At 71.5% G+C, this 16665-nt stretch carries 16 protein-coding genes; 10 read left to right on the top strand and 6 right to left on the bottom strand.

All coding sequences use genetic code 11. The features are described from left to right. Window positions 1-3 precede the first annotated feature (3 nt). The 3 genes from OHB00_RS46050 to OHB00_RS46040 all read left to right on the top strand — a co-directional run bounded on the left by OHB00_RS46050 (window position 4) and on the right by OHB00_RS46040 (window position 2543). Window positions 4-408, top strand: a complete 405-nt coding sequence (locus OHB00_RS46050) for a nuclear transport factor 2 family protein (protein WP_406444282.1) — start codon at window positions 4-6, stop codon at window positions 406-408. Window positions 409-512: 104 nt separating this feature from the next. Further along, window positions 513-1679 (top strand): serine hydrolase domain-containing protein, encoded by a 1167-nt coding sequence (locus OHB00_RS46045; protein ID WP_406444280.1) that lies wholly within the window; start codon window positions 513-515, stop codon window positions 1677-1679. A gap of 120 nt (window positions 1680-1799) precedes the next feature. Beyond that, a complete protein-coding gene (locus tag OHB00_RS46040) occupies window positions 1800-2543 on the top strand; it encodes a GntR family transcriptional regulator (protein WP_406444278.1) in 744 nt (247 codons plus the stop codon). On the opposite strand, the gene OHB00_RS46035 is transcribed toward OHB00_RS46040, so the two are convergent. The 6 genes from OHB00_RS46035 to OHB00_RS46010 form a co-directional block, all read right to left on the bottom strand. Further along, a complete protein-coding gene (locus OHB00_RS46035; protein WP_406444276.1) occupies window positions 2513-3262 on the bottom strand; it encodes a class I SAM-dependent methyltransferase in 750 nt (249 codons plus the stop codon). The genes OHB00_RS46040 and OHB00_RS46035 overlap by 31 nt on opposite strands. Window positions 3263-3380: 118 nt before the next feature. After that, the gene (locus OHB00_RS46030; RefSeq protein ID WP_406444274.1) at window positions 3381-5288 is read right to left on the bottom strand and encodes a hypothetical protein; all 1908 of its coding nucleotides are present in this window, start codon (window positions 5286-5288) and stop codon (window positions 3381-3383) included. A gap of 284 nt (window positions 5289-5572) precedes the next feature. After that, window positions 5573-6334: an SDR family NAD(P)-dependent oxidoreductase gene (locus tag OHB00_RS46025; RefSeq protein ID WP_406444273.1), complete on the bottom strand. Its 762-nt coding sequence runs from the start codon at window positions 6332-6334 to the stop codon at window positions 5573-5575. Then, the gene (gene hisD, locus OHB00_RS46020) at window positions 6331-7632 is read right to left on the bottom strand and encodes a histidinol dehydrogenase (protein WP_406444272.1); all 1302 of its coding nucleotides are present in this window, start codon (window positions 7630-7632) and stop codon (window positions 6331-6333) included. The genes OHB00_RS46025 and hisD overlap by 4 nt, the downstream gene beginning before the upstream one ends. Window positions 7633-7661: 29 nt before the next feature. Then, the gene (locus OHB00_RS46015; RefSeq protein WP_406444270.1) at window positions 7662-8597 is read right to left on the bottom strand and encodes a VOC family protein; all 936 of its coding nucleotides are present in this window, start codon (window positions 8595-8597) and stop codon (window positions 7662-7664) included. After that, window positions 8594-9559 (bottom strand): fumarylacetoacetate hydrolase family protein, encoded by a 966-nt coding sequence (locus OHB00_RS46010; protein ID WP_406444268.1) that lies wholly within the window; start codon window positions 9557-9559, stop codon window positions 8594-8596. Before OHB00_RS46010 ends, OHB00_RS46015 begins: the two co-directional genes overlap by 4 nt. Before the next feature lie 254 nt (window positions 9560-9813). Here OHB00_RS46010 and OHB00_RS46005 point away from each other — a divergent pair, with 254 nt between their 5' ends. The 7 genes from OHB00_RS46005 (at window position 9814) to OHB00_RS45975 (ending at window position 16637) form a co-directional block, all read left to right on the top strand. Then, the gene (locus OHB00_RS46005; RefSeq protein ID WP_406444266.1) at window positions 9814-10119 is read left to right on the top strand and encodes an antibiotic biosynthesis monooxygenase family protein; all 306 of its coding nucleotides are present in this window, start codon (window positions 9814-9816) and stop codon (window positions 10117-10119) included. A 49-nt stretch (window positions 10120-10168) separates the two neighbouring features. Next, a complete protein-coding gene (locus OHB00_RS46000) occupies window positions 10169-11293 on the top strand; it encodes an FAD-dependent monooxygenase (RefSeq protein WP_406444264.1) in 1125 nt (374 codons plus the stop codon). Then, entirely contained in the window at window positions 11290-12294 is a 1005-nt protein-coding gene (locus OHB00_RS45995) for an amidohydrolase family protein (protein WP_406444262.1), read from the top strand. Before OHB00_RS46000 ends, OHB00_RS45995 begins: the two co-directional genes overlap by 4 nt. Continuing rightward, complete coding sequence (locus tag OHB00_RS45990; RefSeq protein WP_406444260.1) at window positions 12291-13127, top strand: cyclase family protein; 837 nt, start codon at window positions 12291-12293, stop codon at window positions 13125-13127. The genes OHB00_RS45995 and OHB00_RS45990 overlap by 4 nt, the downstream gene beginning before the upstream one ends. A gap of 8 nt (window positions 13128-13135) precedes the next feature. Continuing rightward, on the top strand, window positions 13136-14506 hold the full coding sequence (locus tag OHB00_RS45985) for an FAD-binding oxidoreductase (RefSeq protein ID WP_406444258.1): 1371 nt from the start codon (window positions 13136-13138) through the stop codon (window positions 14504-14506). A 6-nt stretch (window positions 14507-14512) separates the two neighbouring features. Next, window positions 14513-15469, top strand: coding sequence for a fumarylacetoacetate hydrolase family protein (locus OHB00_RS45980; RefSeq protein WP_406444256.1), 957 nt, complete (start codon window positions 14513-14515; stop codon window positions 15467-15469). Window positions 15470-15653: 184 nt separating this feature from the next. Continuing rightward, window positions 15654-16637, top strand: coding sequence for a LysR family transcriptional regulator (locus OHB00_RS45975; protein WP_406444255.1), 984 nt, complete (start codon window positions 15654-15656; stop codon window positions 16635-16637). The last annotated feature ends 28 nt before the right edge of the window (window positions 16638-16665 follow it).

The raw sequence follows: 16665 nt of genomic DNA, 5'->3' as shown, positions 1-16665 counted from the left end.
ACGATGGACACGCGCGAGGCCGCCGAGCGGTTCGTCCGGGTCTGGGAGCGGGGCTGGGCCGCGCACGACGTGGACGCGCTGCTCGCCCTGTACGCCGAGGACTGTGCGCACCGCTCGATGCCGTTCCGCGCCCCGCACCGGGGGCGGGACGAACTCGCCGCCTATCTGCGCTGGTCGTTCGAGGCGGAGCGGGTGACGGAGGTCAGGTTCTCGGCGCCGCTGGTGGGCCCGGGCGGGGTCGCGGCGGCGGAGTTCCGGGTGCGGTCGGAGGAGGAGGGCACGGCGGCCACGCTGGCCGGGTGCGTGTTCATGCGCTTCGACGCCCGTGGGCTCGCGGTGGAGACCCGCGACTACTGGCACACCGCCGAGGGCGACCAGGAGCCGGCCGGGCGGCTCTTCCTCCTCTGATCTTCCCTTCTCCGGCCTTCCCTCCAGTCCGACCAGTCGGTACGTTCGGAGTGCTCGGGCCGCGGCGTCGCGGTCCGGGTTTTCCGGCGTACGACGGAGGGCGCATGTCCGAGCACGAGCCACAGGTCCACGGCCACTGCGAACCGCGTTTCGCGGCGGTGCGGGAGGCGTTCGAGGAGAACTTCCGGGACCGGGAGGAGCTGGGCGCCGCCGTCGCGGTGACGGTCGGCGGCGAGACGGTGGTGGACCTGTGGGGCGGCTGGGCGGATCCGGCGCGCAGCCGGCCGTGGGAGCGCGACACGGTGGTCAACGTATGGTCGACCACCAAGGGCCCGGTGGCCCTGTGCGCGCACATCCTGGCCGACCGGGGGCTGCTCGACCTCGACGCACCGGTGGCGGACTACTGGCCCGACTTCGCGGCGGCGGGCAAGGAGCGGGTCCTGGTCCGCCATCTGCTCTCGCACCGGGCCGGGCTGTCCGGGCTCCGCGAGCCGCACTCGCTCCAGGGCCTGTTCGACTGGGAGCTGACGACCGCACGACTGGCGGCGACCGAGCCCTGGTGGGAGCCGGGGACCAGGTCCGGCTATCACGCGCTGACCTACGGTTTCCTGGTCGGCGAGGTGGTGCGACGGGTGTCCGGGCTGCTGCCGGGCGCGTTCCTGGAGCGGGAGGTCACCGGTCCGCTGGGGATCGACTTCACCGTCGGGCTGCCGGAGAAGGAAGCGGGCCGGGCGGCCGAGCTGACGCATCCCAGGGTCGTGTCCGACAGCGAACAGGCCGCGATCTTCAGCCAGTTGGCGCCTGCCGCGGTCGCCGCCCTGGCCAACCCGGGCGTGGGTGCGGGCGCGGCGAACACGCCCGAGTGGCGGGCGGCCGAGATCCCGGCGGCCAACGGGCACGGCACGGCGCGGGCGGTCGCCGCGCTGTACGGGGTGTTCGCGGGCCGGGGCGAGTACGGGGGCCTGCGGGTACTGTCGCCCGAGGCGGCCGAGCGGGTGCGGGAGGGCCAGGGCAGCTGCCGCGACCTGGTGCTGGGGGCGGGTTTCGAGCACGAGACCGAGATCGGGCTGGGGCTCTGGCTGAGCGGGCCGAACGGCTCGTACGGGCCGAACCCGCGCGCCGTCGGGCACGACGGGTTCGGTGGCTCCTGCGGGTTGTCCGACCCGGAAGCGGGGGTCTCTCTCGGTTACGTCATGAACCGCATGGGTCCGCGGATCGCGGACGACCCCCGTAAGACGGCCCTGGTCAACGCCGTTTACGCGAGTCTGTGAGGCCCGCACGGTTTCGGCCGAACCCGTCGGCCGCTCTTCCCTGATGGTTTAGACCAATGCTAGATGTGGTCGCGGAACGAACCCGCACGGCTACTTCTTGTCACCCACAGGAGGAGCGGCATGGCCCGCACCACCCCCCACCATCACTCCGAGAGCGAAGGGCAGCCCCTGTACTGGCGGATCGCGACACAACTTCTCGGGGAACTGCGCGACGGCACCGTACCGCCCGGTGAACGGCTGCCGGGAGAACGGCAGTTGGCCCAGCACTTCGGGGTCAGCCGGGAGACCGTCCGGCAGGCGCTGGACGTGCTGCGGCACAGCGGACTGGTGGCCACCGACCGGCGGGGCAGTCATGCGACGCTGCACGGCCGTCCGGTGCAGAGCCCGGTCTCGCTGGCCTTCCCGGTGGGCGCCGGGCCCACGGAACACGGGGCGGTCGACCGGGCCACGGTGACCTGGGAGGAGCCACCGCCCGAGCACGCGACGGCGCTGGGGCTGGCCCCGCACCGGCCGACCCTGGTGCACCGCTACGAGTCCGCCTCCCCCGACGGCCACGCCCTGCGCACCGCCGTGACCTCCTTCTCGGCGGTGGCTCTGACCGAGGTCGAGGAACTGGGCCGCTACCGCGACCGGGCCGACGGCTGTGCCGCCGCCCAACTGCGCCGGGCCTACGACTGGATGCGCAAGGCGGGCCTGACCCTGCACCACCGGGACTCCATCACCCAGGTCGCGAACGCGTCCACGGTCCGGGTCACCCGCCGGGTGCATGACCAGTACGCGCGCCCGCTGGAGATCACCGACCTGGTGGTGGACGCCCAGCAGGACGCGCTCGTCTACGAGTTCACGGTCCCGGCCGCGGGCTGACCCCGGCGGGCCACGACCAGCCGGGCGCGCGGGCTGCCGTCGTCGCGCGCGCCGAACGCGCGCAGCGGGTACCGGTCCACCGAGAACCCCGCCCGCTCCAGCTCCTCCAGTACCGAGCCCAGCCGGAAGGCCCGGTAGTACATGACGAACGGCGGCCGCCACAGGGCGTTGCGCACCCGCATCACGGCGTCGAAGCCCAGCAGCATCCAGAACGCGGGGCTGGTGGGCCGCGGCGGCGCGAGCACCGGAAAGGCGAAGGTGCCGCCCGGCCGCAGCACCGCGTGCACCTGGTCGAAGAGCCCGGGCAGCTCCCGGGGCAGGAAGTGCCCGAACGCCCCGAAGCTGACGACCAGGTCGAAGGCGGGCCCGAACGGCAGGGCCCGGGCGTCGCCGCGCACATACGCGACGTCCGGGCCCTCGGGCGAGGCCTGCCGACGGGCGACCTCCAGCATGCCGGCGCTGAAGTCGACCCCGGTGACGCTGTGCCGGCACACCTGGGCCAGCACCTCGGTGCCGGCTCCGGTCCCGCAGCACAGGTCGAGGCCGTCCTCGAAGGGGCCGAGCGGAGTGAGCGCCTTCGCGACCGCCTCAAGGACCGAATCGGGGGTCCGGAAGGGGGTGTGGTCGAACTTCGGGGCCAGCAGGTCGTAGCCGCGCTCGACCGAGGACAGGGCCTGGACGGTGAGTTCACGGAGGCTCGGGCCTTCGGGGCTGAACATCCGGCCAGCTTACGGGAGCCGGTGCCGCCGGACACGGCGCAGGCGCGGCCCGTGGAAGGGACCGCGCCTCGGGCCGTCTGGCGCGCCGGCGCCGGGTGTCAGCGCAGGGCGCCTGACGTCACGCGACGGTGAGCGTGAGGGCGCCCGTGTAGGTGGAGCCCGCGGTGATCGCCGTGTCGGTGCCGTCGACTGTCAGCTTCACGGACTTGCCTCGTGGCGCCTTCACGGCCGCGTCGGCCGCGAGGCTGAGGCTGGTCAGGTACGAGGTCCCGGTGACCGTCCAGGTCGAGCCGCTGTTCAGCGCGACCACCACGCCGTTGTTGACGGCGGCCTGCACGGTGTTGGTGACGATGCCCAGTTCGTAGAAGGTGGACGAGTCGATCGAGGAGACCCGGTGCTTCGCCCTGGTCGCCGAGATGACGCCCTCGACGGTGGAGTCCTCGAAGGTGAGGACCATGTTCTTGCCGCCCCGCATGCCGTTGTAGAAGTCGCCCTTCAGCCGGATCGAGCTGAAGGTCGCGGCGCCGTCGGTGGAGTGGGCGGCGGTGACGTCGAAGGAGGAGTTCCTCACCGGGTCGGTGGTGGGCTCGGTGTAGACGCCGATGTTCATCATCTTGCCGTTGACGTTGACCGGGCCGGGGTCGTCCAGCTCGATCATCTGCAGGATGATCCCGTCCCGCGGGTTGAGCCGGGCGCCCTTGGAGCCGTCGACCGTGATGGTCGTCTGCTGGCCCTTGTTGAGGAAGGTGGCCCGCTCGGAGTTGACGACGGTGCCGCCGTCCAGGGTGAGTTGGCCGGCACCGAAGAACATGTAACCGAAGTGACCGGAGTCGACCACCGTGCTGCGCTCCGGGATGCTCCGCAGTTCGCCGTCGGACAGGCCGAGTTCCAGCTCGGTGTTGAGGGCTGCGACGGCTTCGCGGGTGCTGTCGCCGTAGTGCACGACGGCGGCCGGCCCGGCGATGATCGTCGCGTAGGAACCGACGTCGAAGCGGGAGCCGAGGACGCGCACGGTGGCGTCGCCGATGGCGTAGGTGCCGTAGCCGTAGTCACCGGTGTTGCCGACATGGGAGTTGATCGCGGTCAGCTTCAGGCCGCTGCCGCCCTCCACCGACAGCGCGCCCCAGGTCTCCGAGAACACCGTCGAGTTGAGGTAGGTGGCGATGCTGTTCTCGCCGATGAGGTTGGTGGCGCGGACATTTCCGTCCAGGCCAAGCATCCACGGTACCGACTCCATGTACGGGGTCTCGACGGTCGCCTGGTAGTCGGCGGGCAGGACGCCGTTGCGGGCGCGCAGGAAGGAGTCCTTGACGAGGACGTTGGCTCCGCCGTTCGCGATGACGGTGGTGCGGACCACACCCTTGTTGCTGATCCGGGCGCCGTCCACGACCAGCTTGGTCGCGGAGCCGTCGCCGACCACGGCCGCGCCGTACCCGGCGAAGTCCGAACGGCCGTTTCCGTCGAGGGTGATGGTGGGGCTCTGGAGGGTGTAGCTGCCGCTCTCGACGTACACGCCGTTGAAGCACTCGCCGGTGGAGGAGATCGACACGTTGCGGGCGGCGGAGTCGGTGACCTTGCCGCCGCGTACGGCCGACAGCACGGACTTCGCGGAGTCGACGCCGTCGGAGCCGACGTACAGCGCCTGCCGGAACGGGAAGGTCAGCGTCTGGTAGGTGACCTCGTGGGACTCGGCGACCGTGAGGACGACGTCACCGCGGTAGGTGCCGGCCTGGATGAGGGTCGCGGTGCCGCCGGTCGCGGTGAGCACCTGGCCGGTCTCCACACCGTCGACGGTGAGGCTGATGTCGTACCCGTCCGGGGCGACGATCCTGCCGCCGTCGCCGATGGTCAACTGGTTCACCTGGGTGGTCACGGCGAGGTCGTAGGTCTCCCCCGCGGCGACGGAGATCGTCCTGCCCGACGCCTTCGGCGCGGCGGTGGCGGTGCCGGAGGCGATGGGGACGAGCACGGCCGCCGCTGTGGCGGATCCGGCGATCAGGAACGAGCGTCGGGATGTCAGCGTCATTGCAGGCCTTTCCACGGATGGGATGCGCCGTCGCGCAGAGTTACGAGTCGCCCGTCGGAACCAAGGCGACGAAGGCACCGGAGGTGTGCAGGTGGGAGTGAATCAGCCCTGGGAAACCGGGGACAGTCATCGCACACACGCATCCCGGAACCCGATGCCTCCGATCGGGCGGTCCACTTCATGGCGCTCACACAGAGTGGTCACAGTCCCGTGTGGAGCGCGCACACGACGGCGAGGCGGAACGGCCCGCATGCCGTCCACCTCGCCGTGTGCCGGTGGGTGACCTACGCCGGTGCGATCATCCCCGCCGACAGGTCGATGTCCGCCCCGCACAGTCCGGGCATCGCCAGCATGGCGACCAGCGCCCGCGCGACCTCGTCCTCCTCGACCAGCCGGCCGAGCGCGGCCCGGGAGGCGAAGTCCCGTTCCGCCTCCTCGACGGAGCAGCCGGTGAGTTCGGCGGTGAGCCGGAAGTTGCGGTCCATGCGGGGTCCCCGGACCGGGCCCGGGGAGAGGGAGTTGACCGCGACACCGTGCGGGCCCACCTCCCCGGCCAGCGTCCGGGTGAGACCGATCAGCGCCATCTTGGACGCGGTGTACGGCGTCCGGTTGAGCAGCGGGCGCTTGCCGCTGACCGAGGCGACGTTGACGATGTCACCCCGTCCGGCGGCGAGCATGGGCGGCAGGAAGGCCCGGCACATGAGGTAGACACCGCGCACGTTGGCGGCGAACACGTCGTCCCACTCGCCCGGTTCGATGTCGACGAGCGGCCGCACCGGTCCCGCGACACCGGCGTTGTTGACGAGCAACGACACGTCCTCGTCGGCGAGTTCGGTGGCCAGCGCGTGCACGGCGGCAGGGTCGGAGACGTCGCACACCGCCGTGCGGGCCGCTTCGCCGACCTTGGCCGCCGCCTGGGCGAGGGCCTGCTCGTTCCGTCCGACGAGGATCACCCGGGCCCCGGCCCCGGCGAGCGCCGACGCGAAGGCCCGGCCGAGCGGCCCTCCCCCGCCGGTGACCAGGGCCGTGCGGCCGTCCAGGCTCACGCCTCGTTCCACGGCAGCGCGTCGCCGGCGGCCTTGGCTGCCCGTACGTCACCGGAGCGTGCGTGGCCCTCGAACAGCTCGACTCGGGAGGCGCGTCCGCACAGCCGCCCGAGCAGGGCCTGCGAGGCGGTGTCGGTGACCTCCTGGTAGGTGACCGTCTTGAGGTACTTCCCCACCCACAGGCCGCCGGTGTAGCGGGCGGCACCACGTGTGGGCAGCACGTGGTTCGTGCCGATGACCTTGTCGCCGAACGACACACAGGTTCCCTCGCCGAGGAACAGGGCACCGTACTGGGTCATCTTCTCCAGGGCCAGGCGCGGCTCGGCGGTGAGCACCTCGACGTGTTCGAAGGCGAACGCGTCGGCGAGTTCGTACAGTTCGTCGATCGAGCCGACGACGTGCACCTGGCCGTGGTCGCGCCAGGCGGGCTCGGCGTAGTCGCGGGTGGGCATGGAGGGCAGGATGCGCTCGACCTCGGCGATGGTCTTCTCGGCGACCTCGCGGGAGGTGGTGATCAGGACCGCCGGGGAGTCCGGGCCGTGCTCGGCCTGGGAGAGCAGGTCGACCGCGCAGACGAACGGGTCCGCCCGGTCGTCGGCGAGGACCAGGATCTCGGTCGGTCCGGCGAACAGGTCGATGCCGATCTCGCCGAAGAGCTGGCGCTTGGCCTCGGCTACATAGGCGTTGCCGGGGCCCGCGATCAGGTTGACCGGCTCCATGGTGTCGGTGCCCACGGCCATCGCGGCCACCGCCTGGACGCCGCCGAGCAGCCAGATCTCGTCGGCGCCCGCGAGGTGCATGGCGGCGACGGTGGCGGCGGGGATCTCGCCGTGGATCGGCGGGGTGCAGGCGACCACGCGCGGCACGCCGGCCACCTTGGCGGTGACGATGGTCATGTGGGCGGAGGCGGTGAGCGGGTAGCGGCCGCCGGGGATGTAGGCGCCCGCCGCCTGCACGGGGATGTGCTGCTGGCCGAGCCGGACGCCCGGCAGGGTCTCCACCTCGAACTCGCCCAGCGAGTCCAGCTGGTGGCGGGCGAAGGTGCGGACCTGTTCCTGGACGAACCTGATGTCGTCGATGACCTGCTGGGGCACCGAGGCGACGATCTTCTCGACCTCCTCGGCGCTCAGCCGGAAGGAGCCGGGGCTCCACCTGTCGAACTTCTCGGAGTACGCGCGGACGGCCGCGTCACCGCGTTCACGGATGTCCGCGAGGACACCGGCGACCGTCTCGCGCACCTGGTCGAGGGAGGCGGCCACCTCGGCCTTGGGCACGGCGTGCTTCAGGATCTCTGCCACAACTGCGGCCTTTCTCGGAAGGGTCGGGGTCAGACCGGGGGCGCTTCGAAGAGCACGTCGGGGTCGTTGAACTGCTCCTTGGCGACCGACTCGCTCATCGGGTCGGCGGTGCCCCACTGGTCCTGGGTGATCGGGTCGTCCACGTCGTGCCGGCCGGGGTGCCACAGGTCCTCTTCGAGGACGGCGAGTTCGGTGGTGTACTCGACGGTGTTGCCGTGCGGGTCGTGGAAGTAGGAGAAGGTGTTGTCGCCCGCCAGGTGGCGTCCCGGACCCCAGGTGAGCCGGGTCCCGGCGCGCAGCGCGCGCCCGGTGCCGCGCATGTACTCCTCCACCCCTCGCATCTCGAACGAGGCGTGGTGCAGCGACACATGAGGTCCGCGCGCGATGGCGAAGGAGTGGTGCAGCGGGCTGCACCGCAGGAAGTACATGAGGTCACCCATGTGTGTGGAGTACAGGGTGTCGGTGAGCCGGAAGCCCAGCTGCCGGATGTAGAAGTCCCGCAGCCCCTCCGGGTCCTGGGAGTTGACCACGCAGTGCGAGAGCCGCACCGGGACGGCCTCGCGCTCCTCGATCTTGCGGTGGGTGCGGGTGGCCACGTCGGCCGAGACCTCCACCACCCGCCCGTCGGGGTCGAAGAACCGCAGCCCGTAGCCGCCGCCGGGGGTGTCCAGCACCCGGGGTTCGTGGATGATCCCCACCCCGGCCCGCCCCAGCCGCACCGCCAGCTCGTCCACCGCCGCCGGTGACACCGCGCCGAAGGCGACGAGGTCCATGCGCTTCCGCTCGTCCGCACGGATGCGCACGATGTACTGCTCGGGGCTGCCTTCGGCGGCGAAGAACGCGATGCCGCTGTCGTTCGCCACCTCGGTCAAACCCCAGGTGGTGCCGTAGAAGGCCCGCTGGGTGGCGAAGTCCGGTACGGCCAGGTCGACATGGCGCAGATGGGTGACGGGCTGGAAGCTCATGCGTGGCTCCTGACGGTGTTGCGCTGATGGCCGAGGCCGGTGATCTCCGCGTCGATCACGTCTCCGGGTCCGAGGAAGACCCCCCAGCGCGCGCCGTTGCCGGCCGGGGAACCGGTGAGCAGCAGGTCGCCGGGGCGCAGGGTGGTGGTCGTGGAGGCGTAGGCGATCAGCCGGGGAATGTCGAAGATCATGTCTTTGGTGGACTCGTCCTGCCGGACCACCCCGTTGTGCCGGAGCGTGATCCGCAGGTCCGCCGGATCGCCGACGAACTCGGCCGGGACCAGGAAAGGTCCCGTCGGCAGGAAGGTGTCGGCGTTCTTCGCGGTGAACCAGTCGGTGCCGATGGCCTTCAGATCGGGCCGGTACAGCCGGTCCCGGGTGGTGAGGTCGTTGCTGATCGTGTACCCGGCGACGTACGACATCGCCTCCGCGACCGGAATGTTCTTCCCGGTCCTGCCGATGACCAGGGCGAGTTCGAGCTCCCAGTCGTGCTGCTCGCCGAGCTCGGGCAGCACGACGTCGTCGTACGGCCCGCACAGTGCGCGCGGTGAGCCGAGGAAGATGTACGGGACGCCGGCGCGGATCCGTTCGTCCATCATCTTCTCGGCGTCGGCACGGGCCTCCTCCGGTGTCGCTCCGTGCACGCTCTCCTTCTCGGCGGCGACCAGATCGACCACGTGCTTGCGGTAGTTGGCGCCGCTCTGCAGGATCTGCCCCGGTTCGATCGGCGTAAGGACCCGCAGGTCCGCCAGGTCGTGCCAGGCGCCGTCGCCGGCCGCGGCCAGTTCGTGCAGCCGGGGCAGCCAGGTGTCCCAGTCCTCGACCAGCGCGCGTACCGACGCGACCAGGCCGGAGAGGTCGCGGACCCGGGTGGCGGCGACGAGGCCGGGGAAGGCGGCTGCGCCGTCGCTGAAGGTGCCGAGCGCGAAGGGTCCGGCGTGGGAGGGGGAAGGTTCGGGCACGGGCGGCTCTCCTCGTACGGATGGGGGCTCGCCTTCGACGCTAGGCATCGCACTCGGTCGGCGGAAATGGCCGTTCACGATGGCTGCCATCGCTCGCGCACTCCGCTCCCGCCTGCGTCGATGTGCGGTTGCGCCGGTCGGGACCGCCATCGCCGTCGGGGATGGATGACGTCCCCCTTGCCGATGCCTCGATCCGTTGACCCTGCACCTACCGCCGATCAGGCTCGATGCCACCCCGAACCGAGGAGCACACCGTGGTAGTCGAGCACGCCGAGCTGACCGTCGAGGAAGGCCGGGAAGCGGAGTTCGAGGAGGTCTTCGGCCAGGCCCGCGAGGTGCTCGCCGAGGCGGACGGGTTCCGCTGGGCCGAGCTGCTGCGCTGCGCGGAGCGGCCGCGGACGTTTCTCCTGCTCGTCGGCTGGGAGTCGGTCGAGGCGCACACGGCCGGGTTCCGGGAGTCGGAGCGGTTCGCGCGGTGGCGGGCCCTGGTCGGCCCGTTCTTCGCCGCGCCGCCGGCCGTCGAGCACTACCACGAGCTGGGCCCCCGCTTCACCGGCTGAAGGCTGCCGGCCCCCACATCTGTCTTTCTACTTTTCGCAAGGATCGCCCATGCCCGTGAACAAGGTGCTCGTCGTCGGTGGCGGCATCACCGGAAGCGTGCTGTGTCTCGCCCTCGCCCAGCGCGGGGCCGAGGTGGAGCTCGTCGAGGTCTCGCCCCAGTGGTTCGGGGTGGGCCATGGCATCACCATCCAGGGCAACGCGCTCAAGGCGCTGCGTTCGGTCGGCGTGCTGGACCGGGTGCTGGCCCGCGCGGTGCCGTTCGACCTGATGCGGCTGCGGCGGGCGGACGGCGGTCTGATCACCGAGCTGGAGACCCCGCACACCGGCGGCGCGGACCTGCCGTCCACGGCGGGCGCGCTCCGCTCCGACCTGCAGAACGCGCTGTGCGACGCGGTGTACGCACACGGCGTCACCGTCCGGCTGGGCCTGAGCGTGCGCGGGCTCGACCAGTCCGCCGACCACGTGGACGTGACCTTCACCGACGGCTCCGCCGGCCGCTACGACCTGGTGGTCGGCGCGGACGGCATCAACTCGGCGATGCGCGCGCTCATCGGCATCACCACGAGGCCCCGCCCGGTCGGCATGTCCATCTTCCGGGTGGTGGCCCGGCGCCCCGCCGAGATGGACTGCGCCGAGGTGTACTACGGCGGTCCCCGCTACAAGGCCGGCTACAGCCCGATCTCCGACGACCAGTGCTACGCCTACCTCCTCGACGAGAACCTGGACGCCTCCCTGATCGGCCCCCGCGCCTCGCTGGACCTGCTGCGCGAGCGCGGCGCCGGGTACGGCGGCACCTGGGGGAGGATCCTCGCCTCGCTGCCGGACGACACGGCGGTGGACTACCGCTGGATCGAGGCGGTCCTGGTCGACGAGGACTGGCACCGGGGCCGGGCCATGGTGATCGGCGACGCGGCGCACGCGTGTCCGCCACTGATCGCGCAGGGCGCCGCGATGTGCATGGAGGACGCGGTGCTGCTGGCCGAGCTGGTCACCGCGGACGAGCCGGCGGACAGGGCCCTGGAACGGTTCATGGCCCGGCGGCTGCCCCGCGTCCGCATGGTGCTGGACAACTCCCTCCGGCTCGCCGAGTGGGAGATCCACCCCGACACCCCGGGCGCCGACCCGGCCCGGATCATGTCGGAGACCCTCGCTTCCCTGACGGTGGCCGCATGAGCGCGCCCGTCGTCGACTTCCACGGCCATCTCGCGGTCCCCGAGGCCGACGCCCTGGTGGCCGGCAGCGCGGGCTTCAGGGCCGAGATCGCCGCCGAGCAACGCGCCCACTCCGCCGCGTCGCTGGCCGCCAACAAGGCCCAACTCAAGCACCTGGCCCGCAAGTTGACGGACGTGAGTACCCGGCTCGCCGACCTGGACGCGATGGGTGTCGACCTTCAGGTGGTCGGCCCGATGCCCATGCACCACTACTGGGCGGGCCCCGGCCTCGCGGTTCACCTGGCCCGTACCGTCAACGAGGCGGTGGCCGCGCACTGCGCCGCCGCGCCGGGCCGGCTGTACGGCCTGGGCACGGTACCGCTCCAGCACCCGGACCTCGCGGTCGCCCTGCTGGACAAGGCGGTCACCGAGCTGGGGCTGTACGGCGTCAGCGTCTCCACCACCGTCGAGGGCCGTGAGCTGGCCGACCCCGCGCACGACGACGTCTGGCTGAAGGCCGAGGAGCTGGGCGCGGTCGTCTTCGTCCACCCCTGGGGCTGCTCTCTGGGCGAGCGGCTCGCCTCCCACTATCTCGGCAACACGGTCGGCCAGCCCACCGAGACCACGGTCGCGCTCTCCCACCTGATCTTCACCGGGGTCCTGGACCGCTTTCCACGCCTGAAGCTGGTGGCCGCGCACGGCGGTGGCTATCTGCCGACGTACATCGGCCGCTCCGACCACGCCTGGCAGGTACGGCCGGACGCTCGCGGCTGCGCCGACCCGCCCAGCTCCTATCTGCGGCGGATGTGGTTCGACGCCCTTGTCTACACCCCGCGTGCGCTGCGCCGGCTGGTCGAGGAGGTGGGCCCGGACCGGGTGGTGCTGGGCACCGACCACCCCTTCGACATGGGCGTGACCGACCCGGTGGCCCGTCTGGACGCGGCGGGGCTCGACCCGGCCGCGCGGGACGCGATCGCCGGAGGCAACGCTCTTGATCTGCTGCTGAAAGGACACACCCGATGACCCTGGGTCCCATCGAGGAAGAGCTGGCCAAGGCCCGTGCCGCCTACCGCAACCGGGGCCGTTGGGGTGAGGACGACGCACTGGGCACGCTCAACTTCGTCGACGACGCGATCCGCGCGCATGCCGCGAGTCTGGTCCGGCGCGGCCGCTCCTTCTCGCTGGCCCAGGGGTATGACGAGTCCGGCTCCCGAGCAACCACGCGGTGGCACGGGCTGGGCCGCGGTCACGACACCGGGCGGACGTGGCACGGCAGTTCACACCCCGCCGCCGACGACGACGGCGCCGTGACCGGCGTCGAGCACCTGCGGGACGCCTTCACCGGCCGCGGGGTGCTGCTCGACGTCGGCCGGGCGGTCGGCGACGGCCGGGGTGAACTCCCGGACGGTTTCCCGATCCTGGAGGAGCACCTGCGGGACACCGTCGAGGCGCAGGGTGCCACCTCCAGTGTGCGCCGGGGTGACATCGTTCTCGTCCGCACCGGCCGGCTCGGCCGGGTACGACGGCTCGACGCGTGGGGCGACTACGCGACCGGGGACGCGCCCGGCCTGTCCTTCACCACCCTCGGCTGGCTGCACCGCACCGAGATCGCGGCCATCGCCACCGACACCTGGGGCCTGGAGGTGCGGCCGGACGAGTTCGCCGAGCCGGCGATGTCGCCGCTGCACCGCATCGCCATCCCCCACCTGGGCCTGCCGCTGGGTGAGCTGTGGGACCTGGAGGCCCTCGCGGAGGACTGCGCGGCCGACGGTGTCTACGAGTTCCTGCTGGTCGCGGCGCCCTTGCCGGTGACCGGCGCGGCCGGTGCCCCCGTCAGCCCCATCGCAGTCAAGTGAGCCGCCCCGTGGACACCAACCGATTCTCCGGCACCCTCCACCTCCCCGGTGACGAGGACTTCGATGAGGCGGTGTACGGCAGGGTCTTCAATGCCCGCCGCCCGGCCGACCGCACGCCCGCCGCCGTACTGAGGGCGGTCACCGAACAGGATGTCGTCGAGGGCGTACGGCTCGCGCTGGAGCGCGGCTGGCAGGTCGCCGTCCGCTCCGGGGGACACAGCTGGGCCGCCTGGTCGGTGCGCCGGGACACGCTGCTGATCGACCTCGGCGGCTTCCGCGAGATGGCCTACGACCCTCGGACGGAGATCGTGACGGCCACCCCCAGCGTCAAGGGCGGCGACGAACTCAACCCGTATCTCGGCGAGTTCGGGCGCTTCTTCAACGGCGGGCACTGCCCGTCGGTGGGCATCGGCGGTTTCCTGCTCCAGGGCGGCCAGGGCTGGAACGCGCGCGGCTGGGGCTGGGCGGCCGAGAACGTCGTGGCGATCGACGTCGTCACGGCCGACGGCGAACTGGTCCGGGCCGACGAGAGCCGGCACAGCGACCTGTTCTGGGCGGCGCGCGGGGCGGGCCCCGGCTTCTTCGGCGTCGTCACCCGCTTCCACCTGCGCACCCGCCCCCTCCCCCGGCATCTCGCGCACACCGTGCACGCCTACCCGCTGGACCTCTTCGACGAGGTCATGACGTGGCTGCACGACATCCACCACACGGTCTCCGACCTGGTCGAGATCGTCGCCCTCACCCAGACCCCGCCCGACCTCGACGTACCGGTGCTCCTGGTCACCGGTGTGTCGATGACGGACACTCCGCAGGAGGCTGCCGAGGCGCTCGCCCCGCTGCACGCCAATCCCTGCGCCGACCGGGCCCTGTTCCGCGTCGAGGCCCGGCCCACCACCCTCGCCGAACAGCTGGCGGGCCAGCGCACCGCCAACCCCGAAGGTCACCGGTACCTCGTCGACAACGCCTGGCTGACCGGCACCGCCGAGGAGGTCGTCCCGGCGATCCGCACGGCGTTCACCGCGCACCCGACCAGGCAGACCTTCACCATCTGGTTCTCCATGGCACCGCTGCGCCGGCTCCCGGACATGGCGTTCTCGTTGCAGTCGGAGATCTACTGCGCCTGCTACGTCGTGTTCGACGACGCGGGGCGGGACGCGGAGCTGCGCGGCTGGCTGGACGAGGCGATGGCGGCGATGCAGCCGGTCACCGCGGGCCAGTACCTCGGCGACTCCGACTTCACCGTACGGCAGCTGAGGTTCATGGGCGACGAGCAGTGGCGGCGGCTGAACGAGATCCGCACCGCCCGGGACCCCAAGGGCGTGTTCGCCGGTCATCTGAGCGCCGGGACCGTCACCAACACCAACCACTGGGAGCAGTGAGCAGCGATGCGTTTCGCGACATACGAGCACGAGGGCGAGGAGCGCGCCGGTGTGGTGCGGGACGGGGTGCTCCACCCGCTGCCCGAGGGGGTGAGCGTCCTGACGCTGGTCGAGGCGGGCGTCCTGTACGCGGCCGGGATCGAAGCCCTCGGCTCTCCCAGTGAATTGACGGTGGATCAAGTGCGGTTGCTGCCGCCGTTGAAGCCGCCGTCCATCCGGGACTTCGTCGGGTTCGAGGCGCACATCGAGGGTGTGTCGAAGTCGCTGGACGGCCTGGAGCACGTCCCCGAGGAGTGGTACCGGGCGCCCAACTTCTACTTCACCAACCCGCACGCGGCCTACGGCGCCCACGACGACGTACCGGTGCCGGCGGGCTGCTCGGTGCTGGACTTCGAGCTGGAGGTCGGCGCGGTCATCGGCCGCAGCGGCCGCGACCTCACCCCCGGGCAGGCGAGGGACCACATCATCGGCTACCTGGTCTTCAACGACTGGTCGGCCCGTGATCTGCAGAAGCCGGAGAAGAACCTCGGCCTGGGCTTCTCCAAGGGCAAGGACTTCGCCAACACGCTGGGGCCCTACCTGGTGACCGCCGACGAGGTGGAGGACCGGCGTGATGCGGACGGGTTCCTGGACCTGGAGATGGCGGTCACCCTGAACGGCGAGCTGATCGGCCGCGACACCCTCGCCAACGTCTCCTGGACCTTCGAGGAGATGATCGCCTACGCCAGCCGGGACGCCTGGGTGCGCCCCGGCGACATCCTCGGCTCGGGCACCTGCGGCTGGGGCGCGCTGGCGGAGTTCTGGGGCCGGGCCGGGGAGCGCACCCCGCCCCCGCTGAAGCCCGGTGACGAGGTCACGCTGACCGTCGAGGGGCTCGGCACGGTGTCCAACAGGATCGTGCCGGGACGGGCGGACGCCTATCTTCCGCGCGCCCGCAGGAGAGGCCGTACGCCTCGCCCGTAACACGTGGAGCTGTGGGGGGCCTGTGCCGTGCACGGGTCCCCCACCTGCGTGCATCCAGGGGCCCAATGGCTGTCATCACATCTTCCTGAGAGTGTGACGACCCCCCTTCCTGGACCGCCGTCCGCTGGTTAACCTCGCGTTTCACCGAAGCTTCAAGGACGTGGCCGGCCGGAAGGGGACACTCGTGGGTCTCGGAGCGATCGATCTCAATCTTCTGGTGGCACTGGAAGCGCTCCTGGAGGAGAAGAACGTCACCCACGCGGGTGTGCGGCTGTCGACCAGCCAGTCCGCGATGAGCGGCTCGCTGGCCCGGCTGCGCCGGCACTTCAACGACGAGCTGCTGATCCGGGTGGGCCGCGAGTACGAGCTGACGCCGCTCGCGGAGCGGCTGCTGCCGGTCGTCCAGGGCTCGCTGCAGAAGGCCGAGGAGGCGCTGTCGCTGACCCGGCACTTCGACCCGGCCCGCAGCCGCCAGCGGTTCTCCGTGGTCATGTCGGACTACGTGATGACGGTGTTCGTGGAGCCGCTGCTGCGGGTCATCGCGGCCGAGGCGCCGGGCGTGCGGATCGACTTCCATCCGATCGTGGACGGGCAGCTGGAGACGGAGACGCATCTGCGCTGCCACGACCTGATGATCGTGCCGCTCGGCTACCAGCTCCCCGGCGTCAGCGAGGCCGTGATGCATGACCGGTTCGTGTGCATCGTCGACCCGGGCAATCCGCGCCTGGTGGACGGCCGGCTCACCCTCCGCGACCTCGCGGAGATGCCGCACGCGGCCTGCGCCATCGGCAAGAGCCACACCCCCGCCGAGCGCCAGCTGGAGACCCTCGGGATCAGCCCGAAGGTGCAGGTCAGCACGCCCGGCTTCAGTGTGCTGCCGTTCCTGGTGAGCGGTACGGACCTGGTGGCCATGGTCCCGGAGCGGCTGGCCCGCCGCTACGAGGGCTTCGCGCGCTGTGCGGTCGTACCGGCGCCGTTCCCGGACGTGCCGCTGGTGGAGGCCATGTACTGGCACCACAACCGGCACGCGGACCCGGCGCACCGGTGGCTGCGGGACACGGTCCGCAGGGTGGGGGCGGCGCTGGGCGAGGAGGCTCCGCCGGAGATCGCCGAGGCGGATGCCACCCATCCCGACAGCGCGTTTCCGGAGCTGTCCGCGGCTTCCTAGCGTGGACGGGAGGACCTCTCCCGTACCC

The organism is Streptomyces sp. NBC_00631 (genome assembly GCF_045206895.1).
Classification (GTDB): Bacteria; Actinomycetota; Actinomycetes; order Streptomycetales; family Streptomycetaceae; genus Streptomyces.
This window is presented reverse-complemented; position numbering and strand designations above follow the sequence as displayed.

Bases quoted from the DNA above. Each gene is read 5' to 3' on its own strand.
- OHB00_RS46030 (WP_406444274.1), bottom strand. From the start codon at position 5,288: ATGACGCTGACATCCCGACGCTCGTTCCTGATCGCCGGATCCGCCACA.
- OHB00_RS46045 (WP_406444280.1), top strand. From the start codon at position 513: ATGTCCGAGCACGAGCCACAGGTCCACGGCCACTGCGAACCGCGTTTC.
- OHB00_RS46035 (WP_406444276.1), bottom strand. From the start codon at position 3,262: ATGTTCAGCCCCGAAGGCCCGAGCCTCCGTGAACTCACCGTCCAGGCC.
- OHB00_RS46000 (WP_406444264.1), top strand. From the start codon at position 10,169: ATGCCCGTGAACAAGGTGCTCGTCGTCGGTGGCGGCATCACCGGAAGC.
- OHB00_RS46050 (WP_406444282.1), top strand. From the start codon at position 4: ATGGACACGCGCGAGGCCGCCGAGCGGTTCGTCCGGGTCTGGGAGCGG.
- OHB00_RS46015 (WP_406444270.1), bottom strand. From the start codon at position 8,597: ATGAGCTTCCAGCCCGTCACCCATCTGCGCCATGTCGACCTGGCCGTA.
- OHB00_RS45995 (WP_406444262.1), top strand. From the start codon at position 11,290: ATGAGCGCGCCCGTCGTCGACTTCCACGGCCATCTCGCGGTCCCCGAG.
- OHB00_RS46040 (WP_406444278.1), top strand. From the start codon at position 1,800: ATGGCCCGCACCACCCCCCACCATCACTCCGAGAGCGAAGGGCAGCCC.
- OHB00_RS45990 (WP_406444260.1), top strand. From the start codon at position 12,291: ATGACCCTGGGTCCCATCGAGGAAGAGCTGGCCAAGGCCCGTGCCGCC.
- OHB00_RS45980 (WP_406444256.1), top strand. From the start codon at position 14,513: ATGCGTTTCGCGACATACGAGCACGAGGGCGAGGAGCGCGCCGGTGTG.